Raw genomic sequence first — 24,799 nt, forward strand, 5'->3', positions numbered from 1 at the left:
AAGCGGGGAAACACCGCGTGGGTGACAGGCGATTGCAAAGCAATCACCGAGAACCCACTCTGACGATACAAATATCAAAGGCCGCTCCAATCGGGGCGGCCTTTTGCTTTCGCGTTTTGCAAGTCAACGAAAGCTTCTATTAGCTCACGCAGCGGATACTCTCTGCGTGTGGTCCCATTCTATGTGAGGCTGGAAACGTGGTTGGCCCAGATGTCCGCGCCTTTGTGGTGTATTCGAAGCCATCTCTAAAGATAGCCTCAATACTTGAAGCACTTTTGACTTCTCGTATCAGTGATGGTGCCCATTTGCTGCGCGCCATTTCCCTTACAGCCTTCTTTTTGAACTCTTCCAAAGAAAGCTGTTCGGGGGCGTTAAACCTGAAACGCCTCCAAGAACCTATGGTCAGCCCAAACAGCAGTGATAAGGGTAAACCCAACGGGAATGGAGGCTTAGGAATTGCTTTGATTTCCGAAATAGGAAAGTGACGACCAGTCCAGTCAATGACCCCCGCAGGAAGGTCATTTTTCGTCGTGGTCCAGTCCGTACCCCACCCTAACGACTCTCCTCGCTGCCAAATATAGGTAATCTTGTGCGTGTCGCATACGGCAAAACTATTACCACTCGTATTCAGAGCATGATAAAAAAGCACGGGAAAATGAAGTTCAATACTGTTGTTTCGCATTGTGCTCTCCGCGCTCAATCTAGGTGTAGTGAAACACGTTTTTACCGATGTCGCTAGGCGCAATTGATTGAAGGGGGGGGGAGTGATTTTCTTCCTTGCCACATCCCCCGACTCCCCCTATAGAACCCCAATCCAATCAGGGTGCGCGCTGCGTGCCCTTTTTAAGTTGGATAAAAGACGCGATGAGGGCCTTCGATGAGCGGGGGTCTTCCTCTCCGCTCTAGGCCCTAATCTAGGGGTGATGAATATGGCGAATAGCCAAAACATCCGCATCCGCCTGAAGGCGTTTGATTTCCGGGTGCTTGATGCAAGCACGCAAGAAATCGTAAGCACAGCCAAGCGCACTGGCGCATCTGTGCGTGGTCCGATCCCACTTCCAAACAAGATCGAAAAGTTCACTGTTTTGCGTGGTCCGCACGTTGACAAGAAATCCCGCGATCAGTTCGAGATCCGTACGCACAAGCGTCTTCTCGACATCGTCGACCCAACACCACAGACAGTGGACGCGCTGATGAAGCTCGACCTTGCTGCGGGCGTTGACGTCCAGATTTCAGTATAAGGGGTAGATCATATGCTCCGTACTGGACTTATCGCAAAGAAAGTCGGCATGACCCGGCTTTTCATGGAAGACGGCAAGCAGATTCCTGTGACCGTTCTTTCTCTCGAAAATCTGCAGGTTGTTGCGCAGCGTACTGCTGACACCAACGGTTACACAGCTGTTCAGCTGGGTGCCGGTGCAGCCAAAGCAAAGCGCACATCACAAGCGATGCGCGGCCACTTTGCTGCTGCAAAAGTTGAACCCAAGCGCAAAGTCGCTGAGTTCCGCGTCACCGAAGATAACCTGATCGCTGTTGGTGAAGAAATCACTGCTGACCACTACCTTGAAGGCCAATACGTTGACGTATGCGGTACTTCTATCGGTAAAGGTTTTGCTGGCGCGATGAAGCGCCACAACTTTGGTGGTTTGCGCGCGACACACGGTGTTTCTATCTCACACCGTTCGCACGGTTCGACTGGTCAATGTCAGGATCCTGGTAAGGTTTTCAAAGGCAAGAAAATGGCTGGTCACATGGGTGCGGCGAAAGTCACTACTCAGAACCTCCAAGTCATCAAGACAGACGCTGATCGTGGTATCATCATGGTCAAAGGCGCTGTTCCTGGCTCCAAAGGTGGTTGGGTGACTGTTAAGGATGCGGTGAAAAAAGCGGCTCCTGAAGGTGTTGTTTACCCGGCTGCTCTGCGTTCTGCTGCGAAAGCTGCTGATCAAACCGATGCTCCAGTTGAGGGAGGCGAAAACAATGAAGGCTGATGCAATCAAATTGGACGGCAAGGCTGCTGGTTCCGTCGAACTGAACGACGAGATCTTTGGTCTTGAGCCACGCAAGGACATCTTGCATCGCGTTGTGCGCTGGCAGCGTAACAAAGCAATGGCTGGTACACACGATGTGCTTGGTCGTTCTGAAGTGTCTTACTCGACTAAAAAGATCTATCGCCAAAAAGGTACTGGTGGCGCACGTCACGGGTCCCGTGGTGCACCGATCTTCCGGTCTGGTGGTGTTTACAAGGGGCCAACCCCACGTAGCCACGCACATGAGCTGACAAAGAAGTTCCGCAAGCTGGGTCTTAAGCACGCACTGTCCGCGAAAGTGGCCGCAGGCGAGCTGGTCATCATCGACGATATCAACGTCACAGACACCAAAACATCTGCGCTGGCCAAACAGGTTGGTGCGTTGGGTTGGAAACGTGCTTTGATCATCGATGGCGCCGAAGTCAGCGCTGACTTCAAAAAAGCAGCTGCGAATATCACAACTTTGAACGTTCTTCCGTCGCAAGGCGCGAACGTTTACGACATCCTGAAGTCAGACACGCTTGTCCTGACCAAAGCAGGTGTCGAAGCACTGGAGGCTCGTTTGTCATGAACGCCAAAGCAGAACACTACGATGTGATCCGCAAGCCGATCATCACAGAAAAAGCGACAATGGCTTCTGAAGCCAATGCCGTTGTTTTCGAAGTGGCGATCGACAGCAACAAACCACAGATCAAACAAGCTGTTGAAGCGCTGTTTGGTGTGAAGGTCAAAGCGGTCAACACAACGATCACTAAGGGTAAAGTGAAACGCTTCCGCGGCGCACTTGGTACCCGTAAAGACGTTAAAAAAGCATATGTTACACTTGAAGAGGGTAACACAATTGACGTCTCGACTGGCCTGTAAGCCCGTCAGATAGAATAGAAAAAGGCCCCTCGCAGCGATGCGGGGGGCCTTTTTTTCTATGCTAGATTCGCCTGAACCAAAGTCGCAAGCGCAACCAAGGACCTGATTGCGCTTATCTTTCTTTAGCTACGCCGCGAGGTGCTTAAGCAGTGTTTCAGGGGAAGACACGCCATATGGGTCTTCTGCGTGGTTATCGCAGATGCCGGGCTCTTCGAACCAAGCTTCAATGACACCGTCTTTTACGATGGCTGCATAGCGCCATGAGCGCGCACCAAAACCTAGGTTATCTTTGTTCACGAGCATCCCCATACGACGGGTGAATTCACCGGAGCCGTCCGGGATGACTTGCACATTTTCAAGATTTTGCGACTGCGCCCATTTGTTCATGACAAAGCTATCGTTAACGGACATGCAATAGATTGCGTCGATGCCTTGGGCTTTGAATTCCGCCATGCCTTTTTCAAATCCAGGAAGCTGAAATGTGGAACATGTCGGTGTGAATGCGCCAGGGAGCGAGAAAAGCACAACGCGTTTCCCGGCAAAGTAGTCATCCGATGTCTTGTCTTGCCAACGGAACGGATTGTCACCGCCAATTGACTCGTCGCGCACGCGTGTTTTGAACGTGACGTTTGGAACTTTTTGTCCAGTTTTCATAGCTATCTCACTTAGGATTTGGGAGGAATCGGGTTTTCATTTCATCAGGTTTGTTGCCGTGTAAATACAACAGGTTGTCAGATAATTTGAAGCCGCTGAGTGACGAAAAACATCAATAAAGCGACTAATTTTTTGACCTGCAAAAAATGTCAGCCGATACTGCGTGATCGAAGCCTAAAGTGCCAATTCTTCGAGCATCTGTGCGGGCGTTACGTCTGCCTTATCGGCGCGCCGTTTGACCTCTCCACGTGTCATGACAACAAACCGATCCGCGAGCCCGTAGGCGAAGTCGAAGTTTTGCTCGACCAATACAATTGCCATGTTGCCTTGTGTGCGCAGCAGATCGATTGTACGGCCAATTTGTTGGATGATGTTGGGCTGGATGCCTTCGGTCGGCTCGTCCAGCAACAAAACCTTTGGCCGCGTGATCAGCGCGCGCGCGATGGCCAATTGTTGCTGCTGGCCGCCGGACAGATCGCCGCCGCGACGGGCCTTCATATCCAACAAAACTGGGAAAAGTTGAAAGATTTCATCAGGGATATGGCGATCTTCTTTGGGGAGGCAAGCAAAGGCAGTTTCAAGGTTTTCGAGCACCGACATTAGTGGAAAAATTTCGCGGCCTTGTGGAACATAGGCAATGCCCGCGCGGGCGGCGGCAAAGGCGGACGGGTGGTGCAACGTCTGATCACCCACTGCCAAGGTGCCGTTCGTATAGGGGTGGCGTCCAGAAATGGCTTTGAGAAGGCTGGTTTTGCCAACGCCATTGGTACCCATCACGGCGGTCACTTCCCCCACCGGCGCATTGAGCGTTATCCCGTTGAGGATTTGGCTTTGCCCATAGTGCAGCGTTAGGTCTTGAACATTAAGCATTATGAACGTCCCAAATATACGTCGATCACTGTTTGGTCGGCGGTGACGTGGTCCAATGATCCTTCGGCCAAAACGGACCCTTCGTGCAATACGGTGACCTTGCAATCAAGGCGGCGCACGAATTCCATGTCATGTTCGACAACGACAACGGCGCGGGTTTCTGCCGCACGTTTGAGCAGATCAGTCGTCAATTCGCGTTCTGCCGTGGTCATGCCCGCCGCAGGTTCATCGACGAGCAAAAGCCGCGGATCTTGCGCCAACAGCATCCCAATCTCGAGCCATTGTTTTTGACCATGACTAAGTTCGCCTGACTTGCGGGTAAGACTATCGGACAGGCCGATTTCATCGGCGATTTCTTCGATCCGTGCAGCACCTTCGCGGGTCTTTTTGTAGAATAGCACGGCAAAAGGCCCACGTGGATTTCGCAGCGCCATGGCAAGGTTTTCGCGCACGGTTTGGTCTTCGAATACAGTTGGCTTTTGGAACTTGCGCCCGATGCCTTCCATTGCGATTTCACTTTCGGACATCCCAAGCAGGGAAATGTTACGATCCCCCCATGTAATACGCCCTTCATCCGGCTTTGTTTTGCCCGTGATGATATCCATAAACGTGGTTTTGCCAGCCCCATTGGGCCCAATCACCGCGCGCAATTCGGGTTCACCGATTTGGATGGACAGGTTATTAATCGCGCGAAACCCATCAAAACTGACAGAGACGCCATCGACTTCAAGAAGGGTGGTCATGATGGTTTCCTTACAAGATAGTCAAACAGCCCGCCGATACCTTTGGGTGCGTAAAGCGTGACGGCGACGAACGAGAGACCAAGCAACACAAGCCACCAGTCGGTCCACTGGACCGTGTAGAACCCAAGCGGAATGGCCGGGGCACCGCCGCCTGTGAACCAGCTTGATAGCAGCGACACAAAGGCCGCCCCAATCACTGCGCCGTACAGGCGGCCGCGTCCGCCAATCGCCACCCAAACCGCCAGATAGATCGAGGCAATCGGCGCGATTTCTGCAGGGTTAATGATGCCCGCCTGGGGGTAGTACAGCGCGCCTGCGATGGCTGCGACGACAGCTGTGATGGTGAAGACAAACAGTTTGTAGCTTTCGACGTGGTAGCCCAAGAAACGCACGCGCGATTCATTATCGCGGATTGCCTTAATCACGCTGCCCATTTTGCCCGAGGTGATCCACGCAAACAGCACATAGCCGAGTGCCACAGCCAGCGCGGAAGCGTAGAAAAACGCGAGCGAGATTGTCGATTGCGGTGTGTCTTCAAAGCCCGGAATGTTTTGCAAGCCCGATAGCCCGTTATTGCCGCGCAGCCCGCTATCATTTTGAAACAGATAAAGTGCAAGCGCGAGGGTCATTGCTTGCGTCAGGATCGACAGGTAAACGCCTGTGACCCGGCTCCGGAACGCCAGCCAACCGAACAGTAGCGCAAGCAGGCCGGGGACCAGCACGACCAGCAGCAGTTGCAAGATCAAGCTGTCGGAAAATGCCCAGATCGCAGGAAATTCAGAACTGCCGACAACGCCAAAGATCTGATTTCCGATCGCATCGGTCACTTCTTGCGGTGTCGGCGGGATCGTCTGTGACGCGAAACTATCAAGCACAATGCCTTCGGTGCGCGCATACATCAGCCACATGCCAACGGCATAACCGCCGATCCCGAAAAATGCGAAATGCCCAAGGCTGAGGATGCCGCAATATCCCCAGACCACATCCATCGCGACGGCAATCAAGCACAGACACAGTGTCTTGCCCAACGTTTTGACAAAGGATGTCGACATCACCCCAACACCCGCATCAGACAGTGCGGTGACGACGATGGTGAACAAGCTGAGCCCGAGCAAGAACCATAGGGTCGATGGGTTGCGCATAAGAAAACTGTTTGTCATGGGATTAATCCGCTGCCGCTCGGCCTTTGAGGGCAACAATGCCTTTGGGCCGGAACTGAATAAAGAGAATGATAAAGAGGATCATATAGGTCTGCGCTGCGAGCGTGTTCGACGGGTTCAACCATTCGATCCCTTTTTGTAGGAAGCCAATCAGTGACGCACCCGCAAGCGTGCCCCAGACGTTGCCAACCCCGCCCACAACCACGGTCATGAAGGATTGCACGATATAATCGGCACCCATTTCCGACGTGACCTTGGCATAAAGCCCAATTGCAACACCTGCGATCCCCGCGATCCCAGAGCCAAGCCCAAAGGTCAGCATGTTGATCCGGTCCGGATTAATCCCCATCGATGCGGCCATGCCGGGGTTTTGGGTGACTGCACGCACCTCTAGTCCCAGCCGGGTGCGTTTGAGCACAAACAGGATCAGGAAAAGGAAAATCACGGCCAACACAAAAATCGCGATGCGGATATAGCTAATCTGTACAACATCGTTAAACACCAGTGCGCCATCCAGCCATGCAGGTGATGTGAGCGGGCGCGCTTGCGTGCCAAAAATGTTCTTGGCCAATTGTTGTAGCGCAATGGAAATCCCGAAGGTCGCCAACAATGTCTCAAGCGGGCGGTGATACAGGTGACGGATCACCAGCCGCTCCATTGCGACCCCGGCACCGAACGTTACGGCAAAGGCCAGCGGCAGTGCGATGATGATCGACGCGGTGTAGCTAGGCACAAACAATTGCACGACATAGCCCGTATAGGCCCCCATCATGATGAATTCGCCATGGGCCATGTTGATCACGCCCATGACCCCAAACGTGATCGCAAGCCCGATCGCGGCCAGAAAATAGATCGATGCCAGTGACAGCGCATCCAACGTCAAATCGGCGGTTTGGCCTACGGCGACGCGGGTTTCAACAGATGCTAACGCGGTTTTCGCGGCAGTTGTGATGGTGGCGTCATCTTCATCATAGATTTCGAAGAATACGTAGTCCGCCAAGGCTGCATCGCGATCTGCGGTGGTCACAAGCGCCGGAGCAGTGCCTGCTTCGGCAAGCTGGGCATAGGCATAGGCACGGTTGTCCGTGGTATTCAACTGGACCACTGGTACATCCCCCACACGCCCGTCCACGATATTGGCGGCAAGGGCTGATTTGATTTCTTCGGCAGTGGTTATTGGGGCCGCAAGATCGTCCTCGACCAGCAGCGCGTAGGCGGCATCAAGCGATATCTCTGCGCCGGGTGTTAGCACTTGGGCGATGTTCGCATCAGAGGGGAGCTGCGTGGCGATACCGGTGCTTGTGGTAAGGATTTGGTTAAGGACGGCGCGTGCTTCCACGCTGACGTCGGTAGACAGGCTTGTAATTGCGGCAATTCGGTCGGTGGGGTCGTCCGCGAAGCTTGCAGACAGGAAATTTGCCAGTTGGATTTTACGGGCCTTGAGTGCCGCGTCGCTTTCACCGTCGATGGATGCGAGCAATGGGGCAAGCTGGCTCGCCTCTGGTCGGCGCGCGATAGAGGCAACCGCCGTGGTGCGCCGCGTCAGATCGGGGTCCATCAATTGGAATTGAACCAACGCGGTGCCAATTACGCGGCGCACGCCACCATTCGGCTTCAGTTGTGTGAAACCTGCGGCGGGCGCGGTGGATTGTACCCCGCTGTCGATGTCCGTCAGATTAAGTGTGTCGCCTTCTTCGGCCGCGATAAAGAACAGGCCTTCGGGACCTTGCCAGACTGACTTTTCTTGCCATTGCTCAAGGAAGGTCGCGACTTGGGGAATGCCTGAGGCGGCAAGATCATCCAGTACAACGCCGACAGTACGGCGACCGGGGCTTGCGACCTCTTCGGCGTGTGTTTGCAGTAGGTTTTGAAGATCTTGGGCCTGCGCGGCGGGTGAAAACCCCAACAGCATGGCGAGCATAATTAAGACGCGTGTCATGGGGGGCTTTCGGATTTTAGATAAAGTCAGGCGCGGAAAGTTCCCGCGCCTGATTAATTGGTTTAGTAGTTCGACGTCAGCTGAACGCAGCTTTCAGTTTCGATGTTGTACATGCCGCAACCGAGTGTCTGCCAATCAGACTTAAGCACGGCTGATTCTGGCAGGAAGTCTGTCCATGCATCGCCCGGTACTTCGGCTGTTTGGCTGATGATGTCGAACTGACCGTCAGCTTGGATTTCGCCGATCAGAACTGGTTTTGCCAAGTGGTGGTTTGGCAACATCACGGCAGTACCGCCAGTCAAGTTCGGGAACTCTTGGCCGTACATTGCGTCACGTACCGCGTCGACGTCTGTTGTGCCTGCGGCCTCAACAGCGTTCACCCACATGTTGAAACCGATATAGTGGGCTTCCATTGGGTCGTTTGTTACGCGCTCTTCGCCAGCAAATGCTTTCCATGCTTCGATGAATTCAGCGTTTGCTTCGCCTTCAGCAGATTGGAAGTAGTTCCAAGCAGCCAAGTGGCCAACAAGGTTGGATGTGTCCAAACCGGACAGCTCTTCTTCACCAACAGAGAATGCAACGACAGGGATGTCGTCAGCAGAAACGCCAGCAGCGGCCAGTTCTTTGTAGAAGCCGATGTTTGCGTCGCCGTTGATGGTTGAGATCACGCCAACCTGTTTGCCGTCTTCGCCTAATGCGACAACGTCTGCAACGATTGTGGCCCAGTCAGAGTGACCAAACGGTGTGTAGTTCACAAAGATATCTTCTTCGGCGATGCCGTTGTCGATCAGATAGGCTTCGAGAATGTTGTTAGTCGTGCGTGGGTAAACATAGTCAGTACCCAACAGTGCGAATTTTTCAACGCCAAGCTCTTCGAGGAAGTAGTCTGTCGCTGGGATCGCTTGTTGGTTCGGTGCGGCGCCAGTGTAGAACACGTTCAGTGAAGATTCTTCACCTTCGTACTGAACTGGGTAGAACAGCAGGCCGTTCAGCTCTTCGATCACTGGAAGAACGGATTTACGTGAAACCGATGTCCAGTTGCCGAAAATTACGTCAACTTCTGACACTGTCAGCAGCTCGCGTGCTTTTTCGGCAAACAGTGGCCAATCAGATGCTGGGTCAACGACGACAGCTTCGATTTCACAGCCAAGCAGGCCGCCAGCGGCGTTTTGCTGTTCGATCAGCATCAACATCGCATCTTTAAGCGTGGTTTCAGAAATAGCCATAGACCCAGACAGAGAGTGTAGAACGCCAACTTTGATTGGTTCTGCACAATCTTGTGCGGCAACCATGGTGGTGCTTGCCAGCAATGCGGCTAAAGCAGATGCACCAAGTGTCTTTTTATATGTCATCGAAACAAATTCCCCGTTTCGTTATTGTGGTCTGCCGTTCACACAGCCAAAGCCAAATGCTACACGGCACCCACAACAGTGTTGTTGTAGTCGCGCGGTGGGAGATTTCTGCCAGGAAGACCCACTGTGCGACGATTAATGTCTTATTACCGACGTCATGTGAGTATGATGTGATGCCGGTAGAGTCCCCGGGACAGTGGATGCGCGTGCTGCTTTTTTAGGTGTCTGCTAGATTATTCGACTTAATTTTTACATCAGCCTGAAAATTGAGCGAATTTTGTATTGCCTGTGTATCAACACAGGTTACTCAAAATCGCCCAACCATATGGCGAACGCTGAATGAGAACTTTTATAGGTTGAATGTATAATTATTAATCAACCTAGGGATGCCGTCCATGCGGACACAAGCCGTGGCATTTGACTGCGTTTGTAGCTGAACAATCCAACATCGTTGCCATCGATGGCGATCGCTACTGTGCTGCCTTCACCCATCGGTTCATCGAGACAGGTCAGACGTGGTCCATCTTGCTTGGGAAGCAGTGCGCGGTGGCGTTTGCGAAATTCGGTGACCTGCGTGCTCCAGAGCGCGTCAAGCGTGGCGACATCGCCAACGGTCTTAACGACATCGCCGTTTGATACATAGATATATGCGCTTAAATCTGCCGCGTTTGCTGAAAGGTAACGCTCAATGAGTGCAGCAGGTTTATCGTCAAGATTTATGTGCCATAGGGTCGCAAGCCCGTTGGCGGACAATCCTGCGTCTGCACCGGTCCCAAATGGTGTTGCTGGCAGGCTGCGTACCGTCACGCGGTTTGCAGAGGCGCAAAGCAACAGCATTAGGTCGCCAGCTGCTTGCAGTGTTTCTGCATCATCGCGCGACAACACTTTGCCGATCACGTTTGCCGCTTCGGGGAGGTTCCCCGAAACATCTGTAAACCCACGCAAACGACGGCCCGCAACAATCATACTGACGTTTACATCATCGATGCTGAACACCAATGTGCGCTCCAAAACGGTCGCGTCAATTTCTGTCAGGACAGCGGCTAAAGGCGCGGGGGATCCACCCTGCGCGATTACACGGGCGCCTGCCACATAGACATCATCGTCGGATAAAAGTGCGGCCAACTTGTTGGTGATTGTCGATGTGTCACTCACGGTTGCGGCCTTTGTTCGTTAGTGGGTATTGCATAATCATCCGCCAGTGCTCAGCTTTTCAAGAAGCGGCTGGGCTTCTGCGAGAAATGCGTTGATATCCAGTTTGTCTGTGCTGACGCAGCACAAGATATCATTGGGTTCGGCCTTGGCGCGCAAGAACAGGCGCACTTGCCCGCGACTTGCGACAACAGCGCTAGAGCTGGGTTCAGTACCTAAAAACTGCCGCCGCTTAGTCCCCATCGTCAGAGCCGCTTCAGCGCAAAGGTTATCTAACCCTTCGCGCGGTAATGACGTCGCTGAATTTGTCACAAGAATCATCTGCGTTGACAAATCGGCAAAGGCGATTGTGTCACAGACCGCGAATTTTTCTTGCAGTGCGTCTAGATCGTCGACAACCATGAATGCTGGTCCGTTGAATTGATGTTGCTATCAAGCTGACTACGACAAATGCTCGCCGTGTGAAAGCCTATCCTAAACACGGTAACCTATTACGAAGTCGCAGCGCCCGGTACTGCCGGAGGCGCCCCTGCGGGCGCGGCTTTGGGGCGTTCACGTTTGGGTGCATCCTTATTCAACGGGCGATCGACGCGGCGGGGTATAACGGCCGCGACCTTTAGTTCTGGGACTGCCGTTCCATCAGGAATGTTATAAAGCGGCTGTTCGGACCGGGCAGCAAGCTTGCTGAGCGTATCGATGGATTGGATCAGATGCTCAACAAATGGACCGGCGCCGCTGGCATCCCAAAGATCAAAGTCTTCACCTGCCTCAAGCGCTTGCAAAAGCGAGATAGGGAAGGTTGCGGCAAATTGTCCGGCGGTTTCACGGCGCACACGTTTAAACACGCGCAAGCGATCTTTTTCAGTCGTCAATTTGTCAAAGCGGGTGATCAGAAGGATCGAATTTTTGCGCACGGCTTCGGGCATCGTATCCCAAACGGAGGCCTCAGACTGTCGCCATGCTTGGGTCGCGTGCGTGAGCCAGATCACCGCGTCTACTTCGGGCAACATACGTTCCCATACGTCGGACGACATGTTCGGATCGGAAATGCCAGGAAAGTCGATCAAATCGCAGGCATCTAGAATATCACATTCCAGCTCCAGCCGAATGCACATGGTTTCCTCGACCGGGATCCCTTCGAGATGATCAAGTGACACAGGTTCAGTGCTGCCATTCACATCAACGCGGTAGGGCGCGCCATCACCGTAGGTCATCCAAACTGGCGATAGCCGGGTCGCTGTGACCTTTTCAGGGAGCGGGCGCGCGCCCATCAAGAGGTTCGACAAGGTGCTTTTACCGGCCGAAAATTCGCCCATCAGGGCGATGCGCGGTTTGCGTTTTGGCGTTTGCTCGGTCATCAGGCGTCCCCCTCGGCTGGTTCAGCTGCGCTATCGCTCAATTCTTCGAAAATGTAATCGAAGATTTCTTCGCGTTCTTGCTGCGCCGTAATGCCAAAGATTTCTTTAAGGTCTTCTTGGTTCAGGTTCGATTTCTCGCTGATATCAGTGAGGAAGCCACGCTGTTCCGCAAGAAAATCACGCAGCTCGGCCTCGGCCAAATCGCGGATTTCTTCGGCTTGACGCACTTTTAGCTCATCTACAATCGGGGCTGTTTCGGCTTCGATCAGGTCATAGAACCCACTGGCAAAGGCACGATAGCCTTTGCGACGGCTCCACCAGCCTTTCCACCATGATGTTTGCAGGTCCAGTGCGATGGTCTGGCCCAGTTGCACGGGGGCCGGAATTTCAGGCGCGGCCGGCGGTGTGATTGAAAAGTTATCGACCGAAACACCAAAGGCATTGCGGTACGTTTCAGCCAAATCAGCTGAGGCGGCTGCAAAGACCTGATCGCAGGTGGACGACACGTTGCGGCGCATGACCTGATAGCTGGTGCGCAAAAGCATCCGCAGCCCGTCAGGGCTATATTGCCAAACCTCTTGCTCACCCTTACTTTCTAGGTGCTGCAACAGCGATTCAAGCGCGCGATCCAAGAACCGTTTGTGCGACTGATCAATCCGGGATGAAAATTGTTGGAACACAATATCCATCCGGTCGCTCAGGAATTTTTGGTTGTCTGCTTCAAGCTTGTCCAAATGCGCGACGAGCTGATCATGTGGCATGACATCAACGGAATCGCCATCAAGACGCATTGAAACCATCGCAGAGGAGGCACGCACGCCGCCAACAAGGTTCAGCGCGCGCTTGCGCGACGCCGCAAGAATTTCGGCACCGGGCCCTTCGGAAATACGGTCAGACAGGGCGCGATATAGCTGGGGCACACCCGACAGATGCCAGACCAGTTCGTTGATCTCCATGCCGGCGGTTTCCGCGCTCAGCGATGCTTCGGCCCAGTTGAACATGGCTTCGGCACTTTCGGCGACGATGTCATCAAGCGTTTCGCCCAAGGCAATATTCGCCCAATAAGCACTGCCAAAAATCAGTTCTGGGTTTTCGGGGCCATTATTGTCTTTGAGCGTTTGCAAAATGCTGTCGCGAATTTCGGGAACCTGCTCGGCGGGATTCGATAATTCGTCAATCCGGTTGACGAAAATGATCACTTCGCGGGATTTCACGTTTGCGATGAGACGGATAAGCCCCATGTCCATCGAGCTTAGCGCCTGATGCGCGGACAGAACGACAACACAAATCCGGCTTTCACGCAGCGCGTTGATGGTGATTTGTTCACGCATCATAAATGTATCGTTCACGCCGGGGGTGTCGCGGACACACAGAGGCATCGGGATTGATTTCGCTTCAAGATACAGATCGGCGGATTTCGTGATGTCTGCGAACCGACCTTGCTGGTCTTCCTCGTCCATATCTTCGAAATCGTCGCCCATGCAGACGTAACGCTGGACAAGATCATCGGTCAGATCGGCATAGCTGTGCTTTTGACCAAGGAGCAATTCAAACTTACGCCCGAGACGGGCTTTGGTCTTGTCGCGCATCTCAGTGATTTGTTCGCGGACTTTTTCAAGCTCTTCATCTGCGCCGGCGCGGCTTGATAGCTCACCGATTCGGCCGCCGTTTTCGACCAAATGATCCCATTCGCCTTGGCTAAAAAACTGGAATGATGCGGTCGGCGCATCATTGGCGAGCGGCGTATTCAGGTGCAAAGAGGTGACAACGGATGTCCACGGGTTCACATCCGCGGGCAACAAATTGGGGCGGCCAACCATGGCGTTCACCAGCGATGTTTTGCCTGATTTGATCTGCCCGATCATCGTGATGCTTGGCTCAAATGCGCGCAACTGTTTGATAAGTCGCGTTGATTTCTTCTCAGCGTCAGATCCACCCAGCTTGACAACGTCTGCCAGCGTCGCCTCTAGGTCAATAATTTCGTCATGAAACTCTTCGAGTTTTTCTAGCCCAAGTCGCATGAAAGGGTGGTGCGCTGCCGGGACTTTGTAACCATCCCCTTTTGTCAGCTCTTCCATCTTCATTCTCGTTTGTCCTCAATAGTCGTCTTGGCTACCACCCATATCAGTTGATACCCTCTTCGCCAAATCACGAGGCTATCACTGGTTTATTGCGATAATGGAAACAGAGCGGTGCAGGCTGAATAAGGCACTTATATTTACGCTTTTACAAGTGGTGCGCGACGTTATGCAGCTAAATCGGCCTGTAATTCGTGCTTGATTTGCAACAACAGGCTTAACGCTTCGACCGCAGCACCGTCATTTTTTTCCATTTGCATGAGTTGCACGAGGTCTGCAGCGTCGAACGACGTATCTCGCGCTCGCACGAGCGCTTGATCGGAATCGTCACCATTTTCATTCAGATAATCGCAAACCCACTGCACCTGCTCAGAGGCGAGCGCGATGATTTCACCGGGGGCTCCGTCGTCTGCATTTGCTATGATTTGAGACATGGATTTACTTTGTTCAGCGATATAGGCAAGCGCGGTCTCATAGGCATCACGCGTGTCCGAGTGAAGCCTTAGGAGAGCGGCCGGGGTATGTTCTTTTGTTTCTATTGGCGAAACAGTTGCGCTGTGTACGACCGAGAGTTCAACAGTATGACTTGTGCCCAAATCTGTTGGCGATCCGTCTTCATCTTTTTGATTTAGAACAACTTTTTCATTCCCTGCCAAGGCATCGGCATTTTGGTGCAACAAAATATCGCCCAGATCGACGAAAGCTTGCCGCCCTTGATCGACCTGCTTAAGAACCGCACCAATAAGCGCCGTTCCGCCGCTACTGCGCATTTTTTCCTTGTCGACGGTTCCATCGGCCCCGCGAGAGGCAAGCGCGTCAAGCGTTGCAATGGGCAATACATGGTTAAATTCATCGCCAGCGGCTTTGCGTACGGCCGCGATTGCGATGTCTAACTTGCCTGCTGCGGCGATTTGATCCGCATGGGTGAGCATCAAAAATGCGTGATCTTTGATCAGATCGGGCATTTGCGCCCAGATCGCCTGCTCAGCGGGGACATAGCCCTTTGTACACCACATGGCGACTTCACACCGCTTAGCAGCCCATTGACAGGCGGCGCTGAGCGCTTCTGGCTCATTGGTCGATGCGACATCCAGAACCGAAATCTTCTTGAGCGCGGGTAGCGGGATTCGGAGCTCAACGAAGGTTGGCTTCACGGCGATAATTTTCAGAATATCGACCGTTTCAAACGTCGTCTTTTCACCAAAGTGGTCCAGCGTCTTCTTGGTGCCGTCTTCCAGCGTGCAGATGGCTTGGGTCGTGTCGCCATGCGTCAACTGAACGGTTGGCAAATTGACGCTTTCGGGGATGACTTTGCTGCCCACAAGCAGATTGAGTATCCGCGATTTTCCGGCGCCTTCCATACCCAAAAGCGCAATGCGCACGGGTTGATCAAGGCGGCCAGCAAGCTGCATTGCCCGCTTGTGGGCGTCGTCCGGTAGCAGGCCGCTTGCAACGGCCTGCTTTAATTCTTCGTGTACGCGTATCGCGAGAGATTGATTCGACATTATTTGCCTCCGGCGGCTAGTTTAGCCTGAGGCGCAGCCTCTTCAACCTCCTGTGTGCTGGTATCATCAAGTTTAGCGATTGGCTTCACTTCTTTGATGACGGGTTTCGCGTCTTTAGGTTCTGTCGTCGCCTCTAAAGTGGCGGTGTCCGCTGTGTTTTCAGCCGCGACATCCTCTGCTGGGGGTTCCGCGATTTCCGGATCTGCCTTAGGCGCTTCGGTAACAACGCGGGTAATAGAGGACGCGTGGGTTTCAATGTGACCAACTGGTTTCGCACGGATTGCGCGGATCACCGGCTTGTTATGGTTCAGCTTGATAACCGCGAATGACACGTTGTCTTGATCTGGGTCAGCCAGAGTTTCGATGGCTTCCAAAAGATACCCGGCGATCTCGGCACTTTTACGGCGGCGATAGCGGTGCAAAATCTTCTGAATATGCGCCTCTTCAAGATATTGGAGCCCATCGCTAGAGACGACAACAATATCCCCGACCTGCAGTTCGAACGGCTTCTTAGGGCAATCAGACTTTGCGACACGGTCGCCAAGGATGACCGAGGTCAAGCAGTTGCGATCCGGGTGGTTTTTGCCAGCTTCCGCATCCAGAAGGCCCGATTGCACCATGAAATCGATCTGTGGTGCCATCGAATGGTCTTCGTTGAGCTGCTTAATCTTGCCCGCGCGCATGTGATAAAGCGGCGAATCCCCGATCGACATCCAGAACATCCGGTTTTCAATCAAAACCAAAGAGACGAGTGTAGCACCCATGCCACGTGTGTCAGGGTTCGCTTTCACGTGATTACGCACAACGTTGTTTGCGTTCACGGCAGCAGAGGTCAAATACTGCGGGATTTCACTTTCAAAATCGGTGAAATTAGCGCTTTGAAACTTAAGCTCACTAAAAACTTCGGTCACTACGATTTTGCTGGCGACATCGCCAGCAGCATGGCCGCCCATACCATCAGCCAGAACAACAACACCAGTGTCCGCCCCAAATGGGAAATCACTAACAATTGCGTCCTCTTGGTAATCACGGCCGCCTTGGACGATCGCAGATGCGACGTCAAAGCGTGGTTCAGGCGATCGCCACATCTTCATCCTCCCCAGATGCGCCGTCAGTCCAGTTGAATGTCTTGTCACACAGGCTAACAAAGCGAAGCACAGTTTCACCCAAGCGAATAACATCGCCGGAATTAAGCGTTTCGTTACTAATAAGTGGTTTATCGTTCAAGCGAACAATGTTTGATTTCCCGCCGTGCCCAAGAATGAACTCGCTGGTTTCTTCATCAAACACGATAGCGGCATGGTTGCTACGCGAAATGGAGTTATCGCCAAAATCAAGTTTCACGGCTTGGTCGTCGCCACGTCCAATTTGGGACATGCCGGGCGATAGCGAAAAACACTCGCCGCGACCAGGGCCGGAAGCGATCACAACCCAGCCAACTGGGAATTTCGCGCGCAACGCTGGGGCTGCCTTTGGCGCCTCAGGTGTTGGTGCGTCATCAAACAGGCCGACAACATCACCATCTGATTTTTCAAAGCCAATCAGGCGTGTTTTGGTCCGGCGGGCCCGCGCTGGTGAGCGTGATGCCGCGGCGGATGCTTCGACCGGTGCTGGCGTAGGCAAATCGGGTGCCGTTTCGGGCAGGGCACTTGACGCGCTGTCGTCGTCAACATCCCAAATATTTGTTGCTTCGGCCTTAGGCGCTGCAACCTTGGTATTTACCGAGGACAGGATGTCTGTCACCGCCGGTTCAACGGCTTCCTCTGCGCCGATGGATCCTACGGTGTCTTGGTACGATTGCTCAAGCGGATCGACGCCAGCGGGGCGGCGGGAGGTGTCATCGCGCCGCTTTTTGCCAATGAGATTACGAAGAAATTTCATTTCATCTACCTTCCAATATTAGTCTTCAGGGCCAGTATAGATAAGCGAGGCAACCCACATGCTGCCATCGCGTTGGACTGCAAACATGAATTGTTCGACGTCGCTTTCTAGCTCTCGATTAAAGATATTTGTGAGTGTTTCACGTTCTGTAAGGGTCTCAGCTGTGGGAATATAAGAGACCACAACATCGCCAGCTTGTAAGCCGCCAGCAAGGTCGGTTGGCATGTCTGCTACCGTAGTACGCCACGCATCATCAGCGAAGACGGACTTAAAGCTTACACCGTTGGACAAGACCAGTTCCTGCGATACGGGAAGGTTCCAATCATGTTCTGCGGCGACCCCATCGGCATTGATGGTCCCAAAGGTTGCACTGATTGTGCCGGGAACCTCTTGACCGTCCATCGAAGCGCGCAGCGCAGCTGGAATGCCCGCGATGGCGTCTACTTCAACACCATTAACGCTAGTGATTTCTAAGCCTGGTTCGACCCAAAGAGGCGAAATAAGGCCGACTTGGGAGATTACGTTTGATGTATTGTCCGTAGCGCCAAACGGCAGTCCGACGGTCCATTCGGAACTCACATAGCTCGGTTGCAATTCGTTGCCAGGAACAACAGCGTCAATTGCGCCATCCAAACCGGCACCAACAGTGTCGATTGCTTCGGGTGTATCTGGCAGCGCGACATCTGCGATCTCGCTTTCGCCAACAGGGCGTGTGCCCGTTTGCTCTGCGAATTCAGTGCTGGCTTCGGGATCTGTCACCGTTGGTTGCGGTGTTGCAACTGGCTCTGGAAGCGGCTCTGGTTGCGCGGCAATTTCAACGCTTTCTGGGCGCACTGCAGGACGCAGAACTGGTGTATCAACAATAACGGGACCGTCGACGATAACAGGCGCAACAACTGCGGGCGCATCTTCGACGACAACGGGTGCAGGTTCCGGCGCAGTCTCTGTAACTGGGGGTGTGACTTCAGGGGTCGCATCCACAACTTCAGGTGCAGCTTCCACTTCAGGCGCTACTTCGACCTCGGGGGTCGCTGTGGCGACTTCTTCTGCGGCAGGCTCTGGTGTCGTTACGGCGGTTTCTTGTTCAGTGACGGGGGCGTCATCGCCACCTGTCATTGTCATTACACCAACCCCTGCAAGGATCGCGACAACAGCCGCAGAACCAAGCAGGACAGGCAGCTTGGATTTTGCTGCAGGTGCTGCCTCAACGACAGGTGCCGCGGCTGCGGCCGCGTTAAGCGGTGTTATATTGCCCTGTTTGCCGTCGATGATCTGCAGCCATTCTTCAGCAGACTGAATGCGGTCTTTTGGCAAAACGGCTAACGCTTTGTCCAGCGCTTCAAGGAATTTATCATCATAGTCAGGGAAACGACCGGCTAATTTTACGTAGGGGTCGGCATCACCGGATGCAATCGCAGCAAGACGGGCTTGGCTATTTGGTGGGACATCGTTGTTGATCAGGTGATAGAATGACGCTGACAGCGCATAAAGGTCACTGCTTGGGCTTTGCTCTGATCCAGCAATGTAGAATTCTTGCGGCGAGTAGCCGTCTTTGACCACGCGCAATGCAGACAGTACGCGGCTTTGCTTAGTCGCTTCTTCGCGCGCCGCACCAAAGTCGATCAAGACAGGGTGGAACGTCTGGTTGATCAGGATGTTATCCGGCGAAATATCACGGTGTAGGATGCCTTGCTCGTGGATAAAGCCAACCGCGCTCAGCACTTCTTTTAGGATGGTTTTGATCTGCGCGGGGGTCAGATTGCTGTTAGGATCTTCGATTGTGTCCAGCAGATCACGACCTTCAACGAAATCAAGCGCCATATAGGCGGTGTCGTTGTCTTCAAAGACTTGGTGCACGCCGACGATATTCGGGTGGTCCAGTTTCGCAAGGCTACGGGCCTCTTGCACGAAAAGGCGAACGATGGATTTCAATTCGTTTTGGTGGGCGCGCGAACGGGCCTGCACAACATAACGGCTCCGGCGGCAGAACGCGCCAGGGAAGCATTCTTTAATCACGATCTTACGATCAAGACTATCCTTCGCGAGATACGTGATCCCAAAGCCACCCGCATTGAGGAAGCTTTCGATCGTATATTGGCCGTGCATAAGCTTTGTGCCCGGCTTAAGCTCGTCCACAAAGCTGTCTTTTTCGTCCACGGTTTCTGTCTCTTGCGCCTTCGCCATCTTACTTCCAGCTCTTAAACTTCACTGCCCAAACGGAAATCCCGTTGGCTCATCTCGTCTTTCTCATCCAAATTAGGCCAAAAAGTGACGCTAACCTGTCGTTTATCGATTCTTAATCCTTGGAAATTCCTCAGATTGTCGCCAAATACAGTTCTAGTATCAGCGGTTTTCCGCCCAATACTATCTGCATTTACTGATAATTAGTGCTTTTCGTCTAGAAATATGCCGAAGGCTAGGGTGTGGCCAAATAATTAATCTATTTCTTTTGCGGTGTGATGAATTTCTATCAATGTGATGCCGTGAAACGTCACTTTGCCGCATGTCGCCACTGTATTTACAAGAATCACCCACTGATTCTTGGTTAACAAGCACTTGGGTGCCACGCGGCCTCCATTCAGAATCTCTCTTGCCGCCGAATTCGCGACAGTGCACGATCACACCACCATTGTCGGGGGCAGTTAGATGGCACGTATTTTCATCAATGGATTTGGACGAATCGGGCGTACCTTGTTGCGTGCATGGGCCACTGAAAAATGGTCTGATCTTGAGATTGTTGGCATCAATGATATCGCGGACGGCGATCTTTGCGCGCATTTGTTTGCATATGATAGTGTCTTTGGCCCTTATCCGGGCCAGGCAGATTTTGTGAATGGCGCCTTGGTGCTGGATGGCAAGACAATTCCGCTGCACCGCACGGATGATGTCGGCAACTTGGACCTGACTGATGTGGATATTCTGTTGGAGTGCACGGGCAAAGCGGACAGTTCCGAGATTGCGAACCGCGGTCTGCAAGCGGGCGCGGACCGTGTTTTGATCTCGGGGCCGTCAGGTGCGGCGGAATTAACAATGGTGCTGGGTGCCAATGATCACCGTTTGGCCGATCAGAAAATCGTTTCAAATGCGTCCTGCACCACAAATGCGCTGGCGCCGCTGGTGCGGCTGCTGGATGATACATGGGGCCTGCAAACGGGTTGGATGACGACGATCCATTGCTACACCGGCAGTCAGCCGACGATTGATGCGCCGCGTGGCGATATGATGCGCAGCCGGGCAGCCGGGCTATCGATGGTGCCCACAACGACATCGGCGCAGCGGCTACTAAACGAAGTGCTACCTGACATCGCAGGGCGGATTGAAGCGGCGGCCGTCCGCGTGCCTGTGGCATCGGTGTCTGCTGTGGATTTGACCGTGACGTTGGATAAACATGTATCGCTTGAAGATGTGCATGCATGCCTGCGCGCGCAGATCGGCGTGATCGGGCACACCGACAAACCGCTGGTGTCATCTGATTTACGCGCGCGCCCTGAAAGCCTGATCGTGTCACTGCCCGAAACCCGCGTGACAGCAGGTGGGTTGGTTCGCGTCTTTGGCTGGTATGATAATGAATGGGGTTTTTCGTGCCGGATGCTTGATGTCGCGAAGATCATGACTACCTAGCGACAACAACTTGCTAAGCGCCAAACCCTGCTCGGCCTTTCTATTTGCACGTGTTCACGTTAAGTTCCATGAATCCAATAAAGGGCGCTTCATGTCTTCCATCATTTCCATCCAAAATTTGCGCAAAGCCTATCCCGGTGGGTTTGAGGCGCTGAAGGGCGTGAACCTCGAAATTGCGCAGGGTGAAATCCTTGCATTGCTGGGGCCCAATGGGGCGGGGAAGACAACGCTGATCTCGACCGTATGTGGTATTACTGTCCCGACGGCGGGCACAATCACCGTCGGTGGGTTCGATACGATGACCGATTACCGTGCGACCCGCGATTTGATCGGACTTGTCCCACAAGAGATCAACCTTGAACCCTTTGAAACAGTTTTCAATTCGGTCAGCTTTTCGCGGGGACTTTTCGGGAAGCCGCGCAATGACGCCTATATTAACCGTATTCTGGATCAGCTGTCGTTAGGCGACAAAAAGGACAGCAAGATTATGGCGCTTTCGGGTGGCATGAAACGCCGGGTTCTGATCGCCAAGGCGCTGTCCCATGAACCACGTGTGCTATTTTTGGATGAACCCACCGCTGGTGTTGATGTCGAACTGCGCAAGGACATGTGGGATATCGTAGCAGGCCTAAAGGCTGACGGCGTCACGATCATTCTGACCACACATTATATAGAAGAGGCCGAAGCCATCGCCGACCGTGTTGGTGTGATCAATGGCGGTGAAATTCTGTTGGTGCAGGATAAATCTGAACTCATGGCGCAGATGGGGCAAAAGCAGCTGCAAATTGCGATCAAAGATCCGGTGACTGAAATTCCTGACACGCTATCAGCCTATGCACTGGCACGATCCGAAGACGGGATGCATCTGACGTACACATATGACACCACGGGCGAACGTACCGGGATCACCACATTGCTCAATGATTTGGCTGCCGCTGGGCTGGTTATGACCGACCTCCAAACCAGACAGAGTAGTCTCGAAGACATCTTTGTCGGGCTGGTAAAGGAAACAACATGAATATTTACGCGGTCCAGACCATCTACCGATCCGAGATGAAGCGGTTCTTTCGCACGATCATGCAAAGCCTGATTTCTCCGGTGATTTCGACCTCGCTCTACTTCATCGTATTCGGCGCGGCGATTGGCAGCCGCATTCAAGAAGTTGAAGGTGTCAGTTATGGCGCGTTCATCGTGCCGGGGCTTATTATGCTATCAGTGATGACCCAAGCCACGGCCAATGCAAGTTTTGGGATTTATTTTCCAAAATTCACCGGCACGATTTATGAATTGCTGTCAGCACCAGTGAATTTCTTGGAAATCGTTCTGGGCTATGTTGGGGCTGCCGCGACCAAGGCACTGTTCATCGGCGTGATCATCTTGATCACGGCCTTCTTCTTTGTTGATTTACAGATTGCCCACCCGATGGCGATGATCGCGTTTTTGCTCATGACTTGTCTAAGTTTTGCGCTTTTGGGGTTTATTATCGGGATTTGGGCTGGGAACTTTGAACAGCTACAATTGATCCCGCTGCTGGTGATCACGCCGCTCGTGTTTTTGGGGGGATCGTTCTATTCGATCTCAATGTTACCGGGCATTTGGCAGACCATCGCGATGTTCAATCCGGTCGTCTATCTGGTCTCTGGGTTCCGTTGGGCGTTTTTTGGCAGCGCCGATGTCAGTATTGGGATTTCACTTGCGGCGATTGCCCTGTTTACAGCAGCCTGTCTGGCCGCGATTTGGTGGATTTTCCGCACCGGTTGGCGCATTCGCCAATAATCGTTGTGAAAACCTGCAATCAGCCTAAGGTTAAGCCATGAAACGCTATATCCCATTTATGAAATCTCCGCCTTTTGTTGCTGTGATCCGCCTGCAGGGGGCGATCACCAATAGTGGGCGCGGTTTAGATAGCCCCAGTCTTGCGCCTGTGATCGAAAAAGCATTCCGCAAAGGGAAACCTGCGGCTGTCGCCTTGGAAATTAACTGCCCTGGTGGATCACCTGTACAATCATCGCTGATTGCGGCGCGTATCCGACGGTTGGCAGATGAAAAGAAGGTTCCGGTCTTTGCTTTCGTCGAAGATGTCGCCGCCTCGGGGGGCTATTGGTTGGCTTGTGCCGCCGATGAAATCTTTGTTGATACCTGTTCGATGACAGGCTCAATCGGTGTGATCAGCGCGGGGTTCGGCGCGCATGAGGCGATTGCAAAACACGGGGTTGAGCGCCGTGTGCATACGGCCGGGACATCCAAATCAATGATGGACCCGTTTAAGCCAGAAAAACCCGCTGATGTGAAAAAGTTGAAGGGCTGGCTGGATGATCTACACGCAACATTCATCACCTATGTGAAATCGCGCCGGGGGCCAAAACTGTCGGAAAACCCCGATTTGTTCACGGGAGAAGTCTTTATCGGTCAAAAAGGGATCGATGAAGGTCTTGTCGATGGCATCGGGCACCTTGCGCCTGTCATGAAACAGCGTTTTGGCGATAAGGTGCGGTTCCGGCGCTATGGTCAACGCAAGTCGATGTTGTCGCGCTTTGGTGCGCAGATCGTCGGCGATGCGGTTGGCAGCATCGAAGAACGCGCCGCATTTGCGAGGTTCGGCCTATGATTATCAAAGGCATCTTTCTCTTTTTGGCCTTTATGGGGGTGTTAGGGATTTTTGGGAAATGGCGGTTTCCGGGGCAGCAAAAACTGTCCGATGCGAAATGCCCCAACTGCCAGCGTTACCGGATCGGTAAAGGCCCGTGCCAATGTCAAAAGGGCCGCCCATGAAGGCGCTGGTGACAGGCGCAGGGGCGCGGCTCGGTCAGGCGATGGCGCTTTACTTGGGGAAGCGCGGTTATGACGTTGCGGTGCATTATGCCGAATCCGAAGCGGGGGCCGCAGATACGGTCGCGCAATTGCAAGCAATGGGGCGCAACGCTGTCGCCTTACAGGCTGATTTGCTAGATGAGGATGCGGCGCAAGCCTTGGTCGGCCGGGCCGTGGATGCGCTAGGCGGGACATTGACCTGTTTGGTGAACAATGCGTCCGTGTTCGAATATGATAATGTGGTCTCTGCCACCTGCGAAAGCTGGGATCGGCACTTGGGATCAAACCTGCGCGCGCCATTTGTCTTGACGCAAAGTTTCGCCGCCCAAGCGCCGCAGGCGATGCCGGATGAAAATGGCGAACCGATCGCACAGGCTTTGATCGTGAATATGCTTGATCAGCGGGTGCACAAGCTGACGCCGGAATTCATGACTTATACAATTGCCAAAATGGGTCTTTGGGCGATGACCCAAACCACGGCACAGGCGCTTGCACCTGATATCCGGGTGAATGGGATCGGTCCGGGCCCAACCTTGCGCGGGCACCGCCAGAGCGAAGACCATTTTAGCGCGCAACGTGCGGCCACAATATTGGGCCGTGGGGCGCATCCAGCGGACATCACGGCGGCGCTTGGATATTTCTTGGATGCACCTGCTGTGACGGGGCAAATGATCGCTGTTGACGGTGGGCAGCACCTTGGCTGGCAGACACCAGATGTGCTTGGGGTTGAGTAGGCGTCGGACAAGTTGTGCACCGTGCTGGGCCATTCGTCACGGAAATG

Annotated in this window: 24 protein-coding genes; 9 read left to right on the forward strand and 15 right to left on the reverse strand. The window is 53.4% G+C overall.

Going from position 1 to position 24,799, the window contains the following annotated elements; genetic code table 11:
- Positions 1–139: 139 nt before the first annotated feature.
- Entirely contained in the window at positions 140–682 is a 543-nt protein-coding gene (locus Yoon_RS17025; RefSeq protein ID WP_238113895.1) for a hypothetical protein, read from the reverse strand.
- A gap of 247 nt (positions 683–929) precedes the next feature.
- Here Yoon_RS17025 and rpsJ point away from each other — a divergent pair, with 247 nt between their 5' ends.
- From rpsJ to Yoon_RS17045, 4 genes are read left to right on the forward strand one after another with little or no spacing between them, the layout of a single operon-like run.
- Positions 930–1,241, forward strand: a complete 312-nt coding sequence (gene rpsJ / locus Yoon_RS17030; protein WP_238113896.1) for a 30S ribosomal protein S10 — start codon at positions 930–932, stop codon at positions 1,239–1,241.
- A 12-nt stretch (positions 1,242–1,253) separates the two neighbouring features.
- Positions 1,254–1,991, forward strand: a complete 738-nt coding sequence (gene rplC / locus Yoon_RS17035) for a 50S ribosomal protein L3 (RefSeq protein WP_238113898.1) — start codon at positions 1,254–1,256, stop codon at positions 1,989–1,991.
- Positions 1,981–2,601 (forward strand): 50S ribosomal protein L4, encoded by a 621-nt coding sequence (rplD, locus tag Yoon_RS17040; RefSeq protein WP_238113900.1) that lies wholly within the window; start codon positions 1,981–1,983, stop codon positions 2,599–2,601. Before rplC ends, rplD begins: the two co-directional genes overlap by 11 nt.
- Complete coding sequence (locus Yoon_RS17045) at positions 2,598–2,894, forward strand: 50S ribosomal protein L23 (RefSeq protein WP_238113901.1); 297 nt, start codon at positions 2,598–2,600, stop codon at positions 2,892–2,894. The genes rplD and Yoon_RS17045 overlap by 4 nt, the downstream gene beginning before the upstream one ends.
- 126 nt (positions 2,895–3,020) lie before the next feature.
- Here the strand turns inward: Yoon_RS17045 and Yoon_RS17050 are convergent, their stop codons facing one another.
- From Yoon_RS17050 to Yoon_RS17115, 14 genes are all read right to left on the reverse strand, one after another.
- Positions 3,021–3,548, reverse strand: a complete 528-nt coding sequence (locus Yoon_RS17050) for a peroxiredoxin (RefSeq protein ID WP_238113904.1) — start codon at positions 3,546–3,548, stop codon at positions 3,021–3,023.
- 174 nt (positions 3,549–3,722) lie between these two features.
- Positions 3,723–4,418: an urea ABC transporter ATP-binding subunit UrtE gene (urtE, locus tag Yoon_RS17055; RefSeq protein WP_238113906.1), complete on the reverse strand. Its 696-nt coding sequence runs from the start codon at positions 4,416–4,418 to the stop codon at positions 3,723–3,725.
- On the reverse strand, positions 4,418–5,161 hold the full coding sequence (urtD, locus tag Yoon_RS17060; protein WP_238113908.1) for an urea ABC transporter ATP-binding protein UrtD: 744 nt from the start codon (positions 5,159–5,161) through the stop codon (positions 4,418–4,420). The genes urtE and urtD overlap by 1 nt, the downstream gene beginning before the upstream one ends.
- Positions 5,158–6,321, reverse strand: a complete 1,164-nt coding sequence (gene urtC, locus Yoon_RS17065) for an urea ABC transporter permease subunit UrtC (RefSeq protein WP_238113910.1) — start codon at positions 6,319–6,321, stop codon at positions 5,158–5,160. The genes urtD and urtC overlap by 4 nt, the downstream gene beginning before the upstream one ends.
- 4 nt (positions 6,322–6,325) lie before the next feature.
- On the reverse strand, positions 6,326–8,260 hold the full coding sequence (gene urtB, locus Yoon_RS17070) for an urea ABC transporter permease subunit UrtB (protein ID WP_238113912.1): 1,935 nt from the start codon (positions 8,258–8,260) through the stop codon (positions 6,326–6,328).
- 62 nt (positions 8,261–8,322) lie between these two features.
- A complete protein-coding gene (gene urtA / locus Yoon_RS17075) occupies positions 8,323–9,612 on the reverse strand; it encodes an urea ABC transporter substrate-binding protein (RefSeq protein WP_238113914.1) in 1,290 nt (429 codons plus the stop codon).
- Between the two features lie 375 nt (positions 9,613–9,987).
- A complete protein-coding gene (locus Yoon_RS17080) occupies positions 9,988–10,767 on the reverse strand; it encodes a hypothetical protein (protein WP_238113916.1) in 780 nt (259 codons plus the stop codon).
- 36 nt (positions 10,768–10,803) lie between these two features.
- Complete coding sequence (locus tag Yoon_RS17085; RefSeq protein ID WP_238113918.1) at positions 10,804–11,166, reverse strand: hypothetical protein; 363 nt, start codon at positions 11,164–11,166, stop codon at positions 10,804–10,806.
- Positions 11,167–11,255: 89 nt separating this feature from the next.
- The gene (locus Yoon_RS17090; RefSeq protein ID WP_238113919.1) at positions 11,256–12,122 is read right to left on the reverse strand and encodes a dynamin family protein; all 867 of its coding nucleotides are present in this window, start codon (positions 12,120–12,122) and stop codon (positions 11,256–11,258) included.
- Positions 12,122–14,200 carry a dynamin family protein gene (locus Yoon_RS17095; protein ID WP_238113921.1) on the reverse strand — a complete coding sequence of 693 codons (2,079 nt, stop codon included), beginning with the start codon at positions 14,198–14,200 and terminating at the stop codon, positions 12,122–12,124. The genes Yoon_RS17090 and Yoon_RS17095 overlap by 1 nt, the downstream gene beginning before the upstream one ends.
- 167 nt (positions 14,201–14,367) lie before the next feature.
- Positions 14,368–15,705 (reverse strand): dynamin family protein, encoded by a 1,338-nt coding sequence (locus tag Yoon_RS17100; protein WP_238113923.1) that lies wholly within the window; start codon positions 15,703–15,705, stop codon positions 14,368–14,370.
- Positions 15,705–16,793 (reverse strand): PP2C family serine/threonine-protein phosphatase, encoded by a 1,089-nt coding sequence (locus tag Yoon_RS17105; RefSeq protein ID WP_238113925.1) that lies wholly within the window; start codon positions 16,791–16,793, stop codon positions 15,705–15,707. The genes Yoon_RS17100 and Yoon_RS17105 overlap by 1 nt, the downstream gene beginning before the upstream one ends.
- Positions 16,777–17,586, reverse strand: coding sequence for an FHA domain-containing protein (locus Yoon_RS17110; RefSeq protein WP_238113926.1), 810 nt, complete (start codon positions 17,584–17,586; stop codon positions 16,777–16,779). Before Yoon_RS17110 ends, Yoon_RS17105 begins: the two co-directional genes overlap by 17 nt.
- 18 nt (positions 17,587–17,604) lie before the next feature.
- Positions 17,605–19,770, reverse strand: a complete 2,166-nt coding sequence (locus Yoon_RS17115; protein WP_238113927.1) for a serine/threonine-protein kinase — start codon at positions 19,768–19,770, stop codon at positions 17,605–17,607.
- 462 nt (positions 19,771–20,232) lie between these two features.
- Here Yoon_RS17115 and Yoon_RS17120 point away from each other — a divergent pair, with 462 nt between their 5' ends.
- The 5 genes from Yoon_RS17120 to Yoon_RS17140 all read left to right on the forward strand — a co-directional run bounded on the left by Yoon_RS17120 (position 20,233) and on the right by Yoon_RS17140 (position 24,752).
- Complete coding sequence (locus Yoon_RS17120) at positions 20,233–21,207, forward strand: type I glyceraldehyde-3-phosphate dehydrogenase (RefSeq protein ID WP_238113928.1); 975 nt, start codon at positions 20,233–20,235, stop codon at positions 21,205–21,207.
- Positions 21,208–21,298: 91 nt separating this feature from the next.
- Positions 21,299–22,225 carry an ABC transporter ATP-binding protein gene (locus Yoon_RS17125; RefSeq protein WP_238113929.1) on the forward strand — a complete coding sequence of 309 codons (927 nt, stop codon included), beginning with the start codon at positions 21,299–21,301 and terminating at the stop codon, positions 22,223–22,225.
- Positions 22,222–22,983 (forward strand): ABC transporter permease, encoded by a 762-nt coding sequence (locus Yoon_RS17130; RefSeq protein ID WP_238113930.1) that lies wholly within the window; start codon positions 22,222–22,224, stop codon positions 22,981–22,983. Before Yoon_RS17125 ends, Yoon_RS17130 begins: the two co-directional genes overlap by 4 nt.
- 37 nt (positions 22,984–23,020) lie before the next feature.
- Positions 23,021–23,815: a S49 family peptidase gene (locus Yoon_RS17135; protein WP_238113931.1), complete on the forward strand. Its 795-nt coding sequence runs from the start codon at positions 23,021–23,023 to the stop codon at positions 23,813–23,815.
- 160 nt (positions 23,816–23,975) lie between these two features.
- On the forward strand, positions 23,976–24,752 hold the full coding sequence (locus Yoon_RS17140; RefSeq protein ID WP_238113994.1) for an SDR family oxidoreductase: 777 nt from the start codon (positions 23,976–23,978) through the stop codon (positions 24,750–24,752).
- Positions 24,753–24,799: the final 47 nt, after the last annotated feature.

Origin of the sequence: Yoonia sp. I 8.24 (genome assembly GCF_022096995.1) — a bacterium.
Taxonomy (GTDB): domain Bacteria; phylum Pseudomonadota; class Alphaproteobacteria; order Rhodobacterales; family Rhodobacteraceae; genus Yoonia.

Excerpts from the sequence above, each read along its gene's own strand:
- Yoon_RS17125 (WP_238113929.1), top strand. The coding sequence starts at position 21,299 with ATGTCTTCCATCATTTCCATCCAAAATTTGCGCAAAGCCTATCCCGGT.
- Yoon_RS17115 (WP_238113927.1), bottom strand. The coding sequence starts at position 19,770 with ATGGCGAAGGCGCAAGAGACAGAAACCGTGGACGAAAAAGACAGCTTT.
- Yoon_RS17130 (WP_238113930.1), top strand. The coding sequence starts at position 22,222 with ATGAATATTTACGCGGTCCAGACCATCTACCGATCCGAGATGAAGCGG.
- Yoon_RS17090 (WP_238113919.1), bottom strand. The coding sequence starts at position 12,122 with ATGACCGAGCAAACGCCAAAACGCAAACCGCGCATCGCCCTGATGGGC.
- Yoon_RS17105 (WP_238113925.1), bottom strand. The coding sequence starts at position 16,793 with ATGTGGCGATCGCCTGAACCACGCTTTGACGTCGCATCTGCGATCGTC.
- Yoon_RS17085 (WP_238113918.1), bottom strand. The coding sequence starts at position 11,166 with ATGGTTGTCGACGATCTAGACGCACTGCAAGAAAAATTCGCGGTCTGT.
- Yoon_RS17050 (WP_238113904.1), bottom strand. The coding sequence starts at position 3,548 with ATGAAAACTGGACAAAAAGTTCCAAACGTCACGTTCAAAACACGCGTG.
- urtE (WP_238113906.1), bottom strand. The coding sequence starts at position 4,418 with ATGCTTAATGTTCAAGACCTAACGCTGCACTATGGGCAAAGCCAAATC.
- urtB (WP_238113912.1), bottom strand. The coding sequence starts at position 8,260 with ATGACACGCGTCTTAATTATGCTCGCCATGCTGTTGGGGTTTTCACCC.
- Yoon_RS17110 (WP_238113926.1), bottom strand. The coding sequence starts at position 17,586 with ATGAAATTTCTTCGTAATCTCATTGGCAAAAAGCGGCGCGATGACACC.
- urtC (WP_238113910.1), bottom strand. The coding sequence starts at position 6,321 with ATGACAAACAGTTTTCTTATGCGCAACCCATCGACCCTATGGTTCTTG.
- Yoon_RS17045 (WP_238113901.1), top strand. The coding sequence starts at position 2,598 with ATGAACGCCAAAGCAGAACACTACGATGTGATCCGCAAGCCGATCATC.
- rplD (WP_238113900.1), top strand. The coding sequence starts at position 1,981 with ATGAAGGCTGATGCAATCAAATTGGACGGCAAGGCTGCTGGTTCCGTC.
- Yoon_RS17100 (WP_238113923.1), bottom strand. The coding sequence starts at position 15,705 with ATGTCGAATCAATCTCTCGCGATACGCGTACACGAAGAATTAAAGCAG.
- Yoon_RS17140 (WP_238113994.1), top strand. The coding sequence starts at position 23,976 with ATGAAGGCGCTGGTGACAGGCGCAGGGGCGCGGCTCGGTCAGGCGATG.
- Yoon_RS17135 (WP_238113931.1), top strand. The coding sequence starts at position 23,021 with ATGAAACGCTATATCCCATTTATGAAATCTCCGCCTTTTGTTGCTGTG.
- urtD (WP_238113908.1), bottom strand. The coding sequence starts at position 5,161 with ATGACCACCCTTCTTGAAGTCGATGGCGTCTCTGTCAGTTTTGATGGG.
- Yoon_RS17095 (WP_238113921.1), bottom strand. The coding sequence starts at position 14,200 with ATGGAAGAGCTGACAAAAGGGGATGGTTACAAAGTCCCGGCAGCGCAC.
- rpsJ (WP_238113896.1), top strand. The coding sequence starts at position 930 with ATGGCGAATAGCCAAAACATCCGCATCCGCCTGAAGGCGTTTGATTTC.
- Yoon_RS17025 (WP_238113895.1), bottom strand. The coding sequence starts at position 682 with ATGCGAAACAACAGTATTGAACTTCATTTTCCCGTGCTTTTTTATCAT.
- Yoon_RS17120 (WP_238113928.1), top strand. The coding sequence starts at position 20,233 with ATGGCACGTATTTTCATCAATGGATTTGGACGAATCGGGCGTACCTTG.
- urtA (WP_238113914.1), bottom strand. The coding sequence starts at position 9,612 with ATGACATATAAAAAGACACTTGGTGCATCTGCTTTAGCCGCATTGCTG.
- rplC (WP_238113898.1), top strand. The coding sequence starts at position 1,254 with ATGCTCCGTACTGGACTTATCGCAAAGAAAGTCGGCATGACCCGGCTT.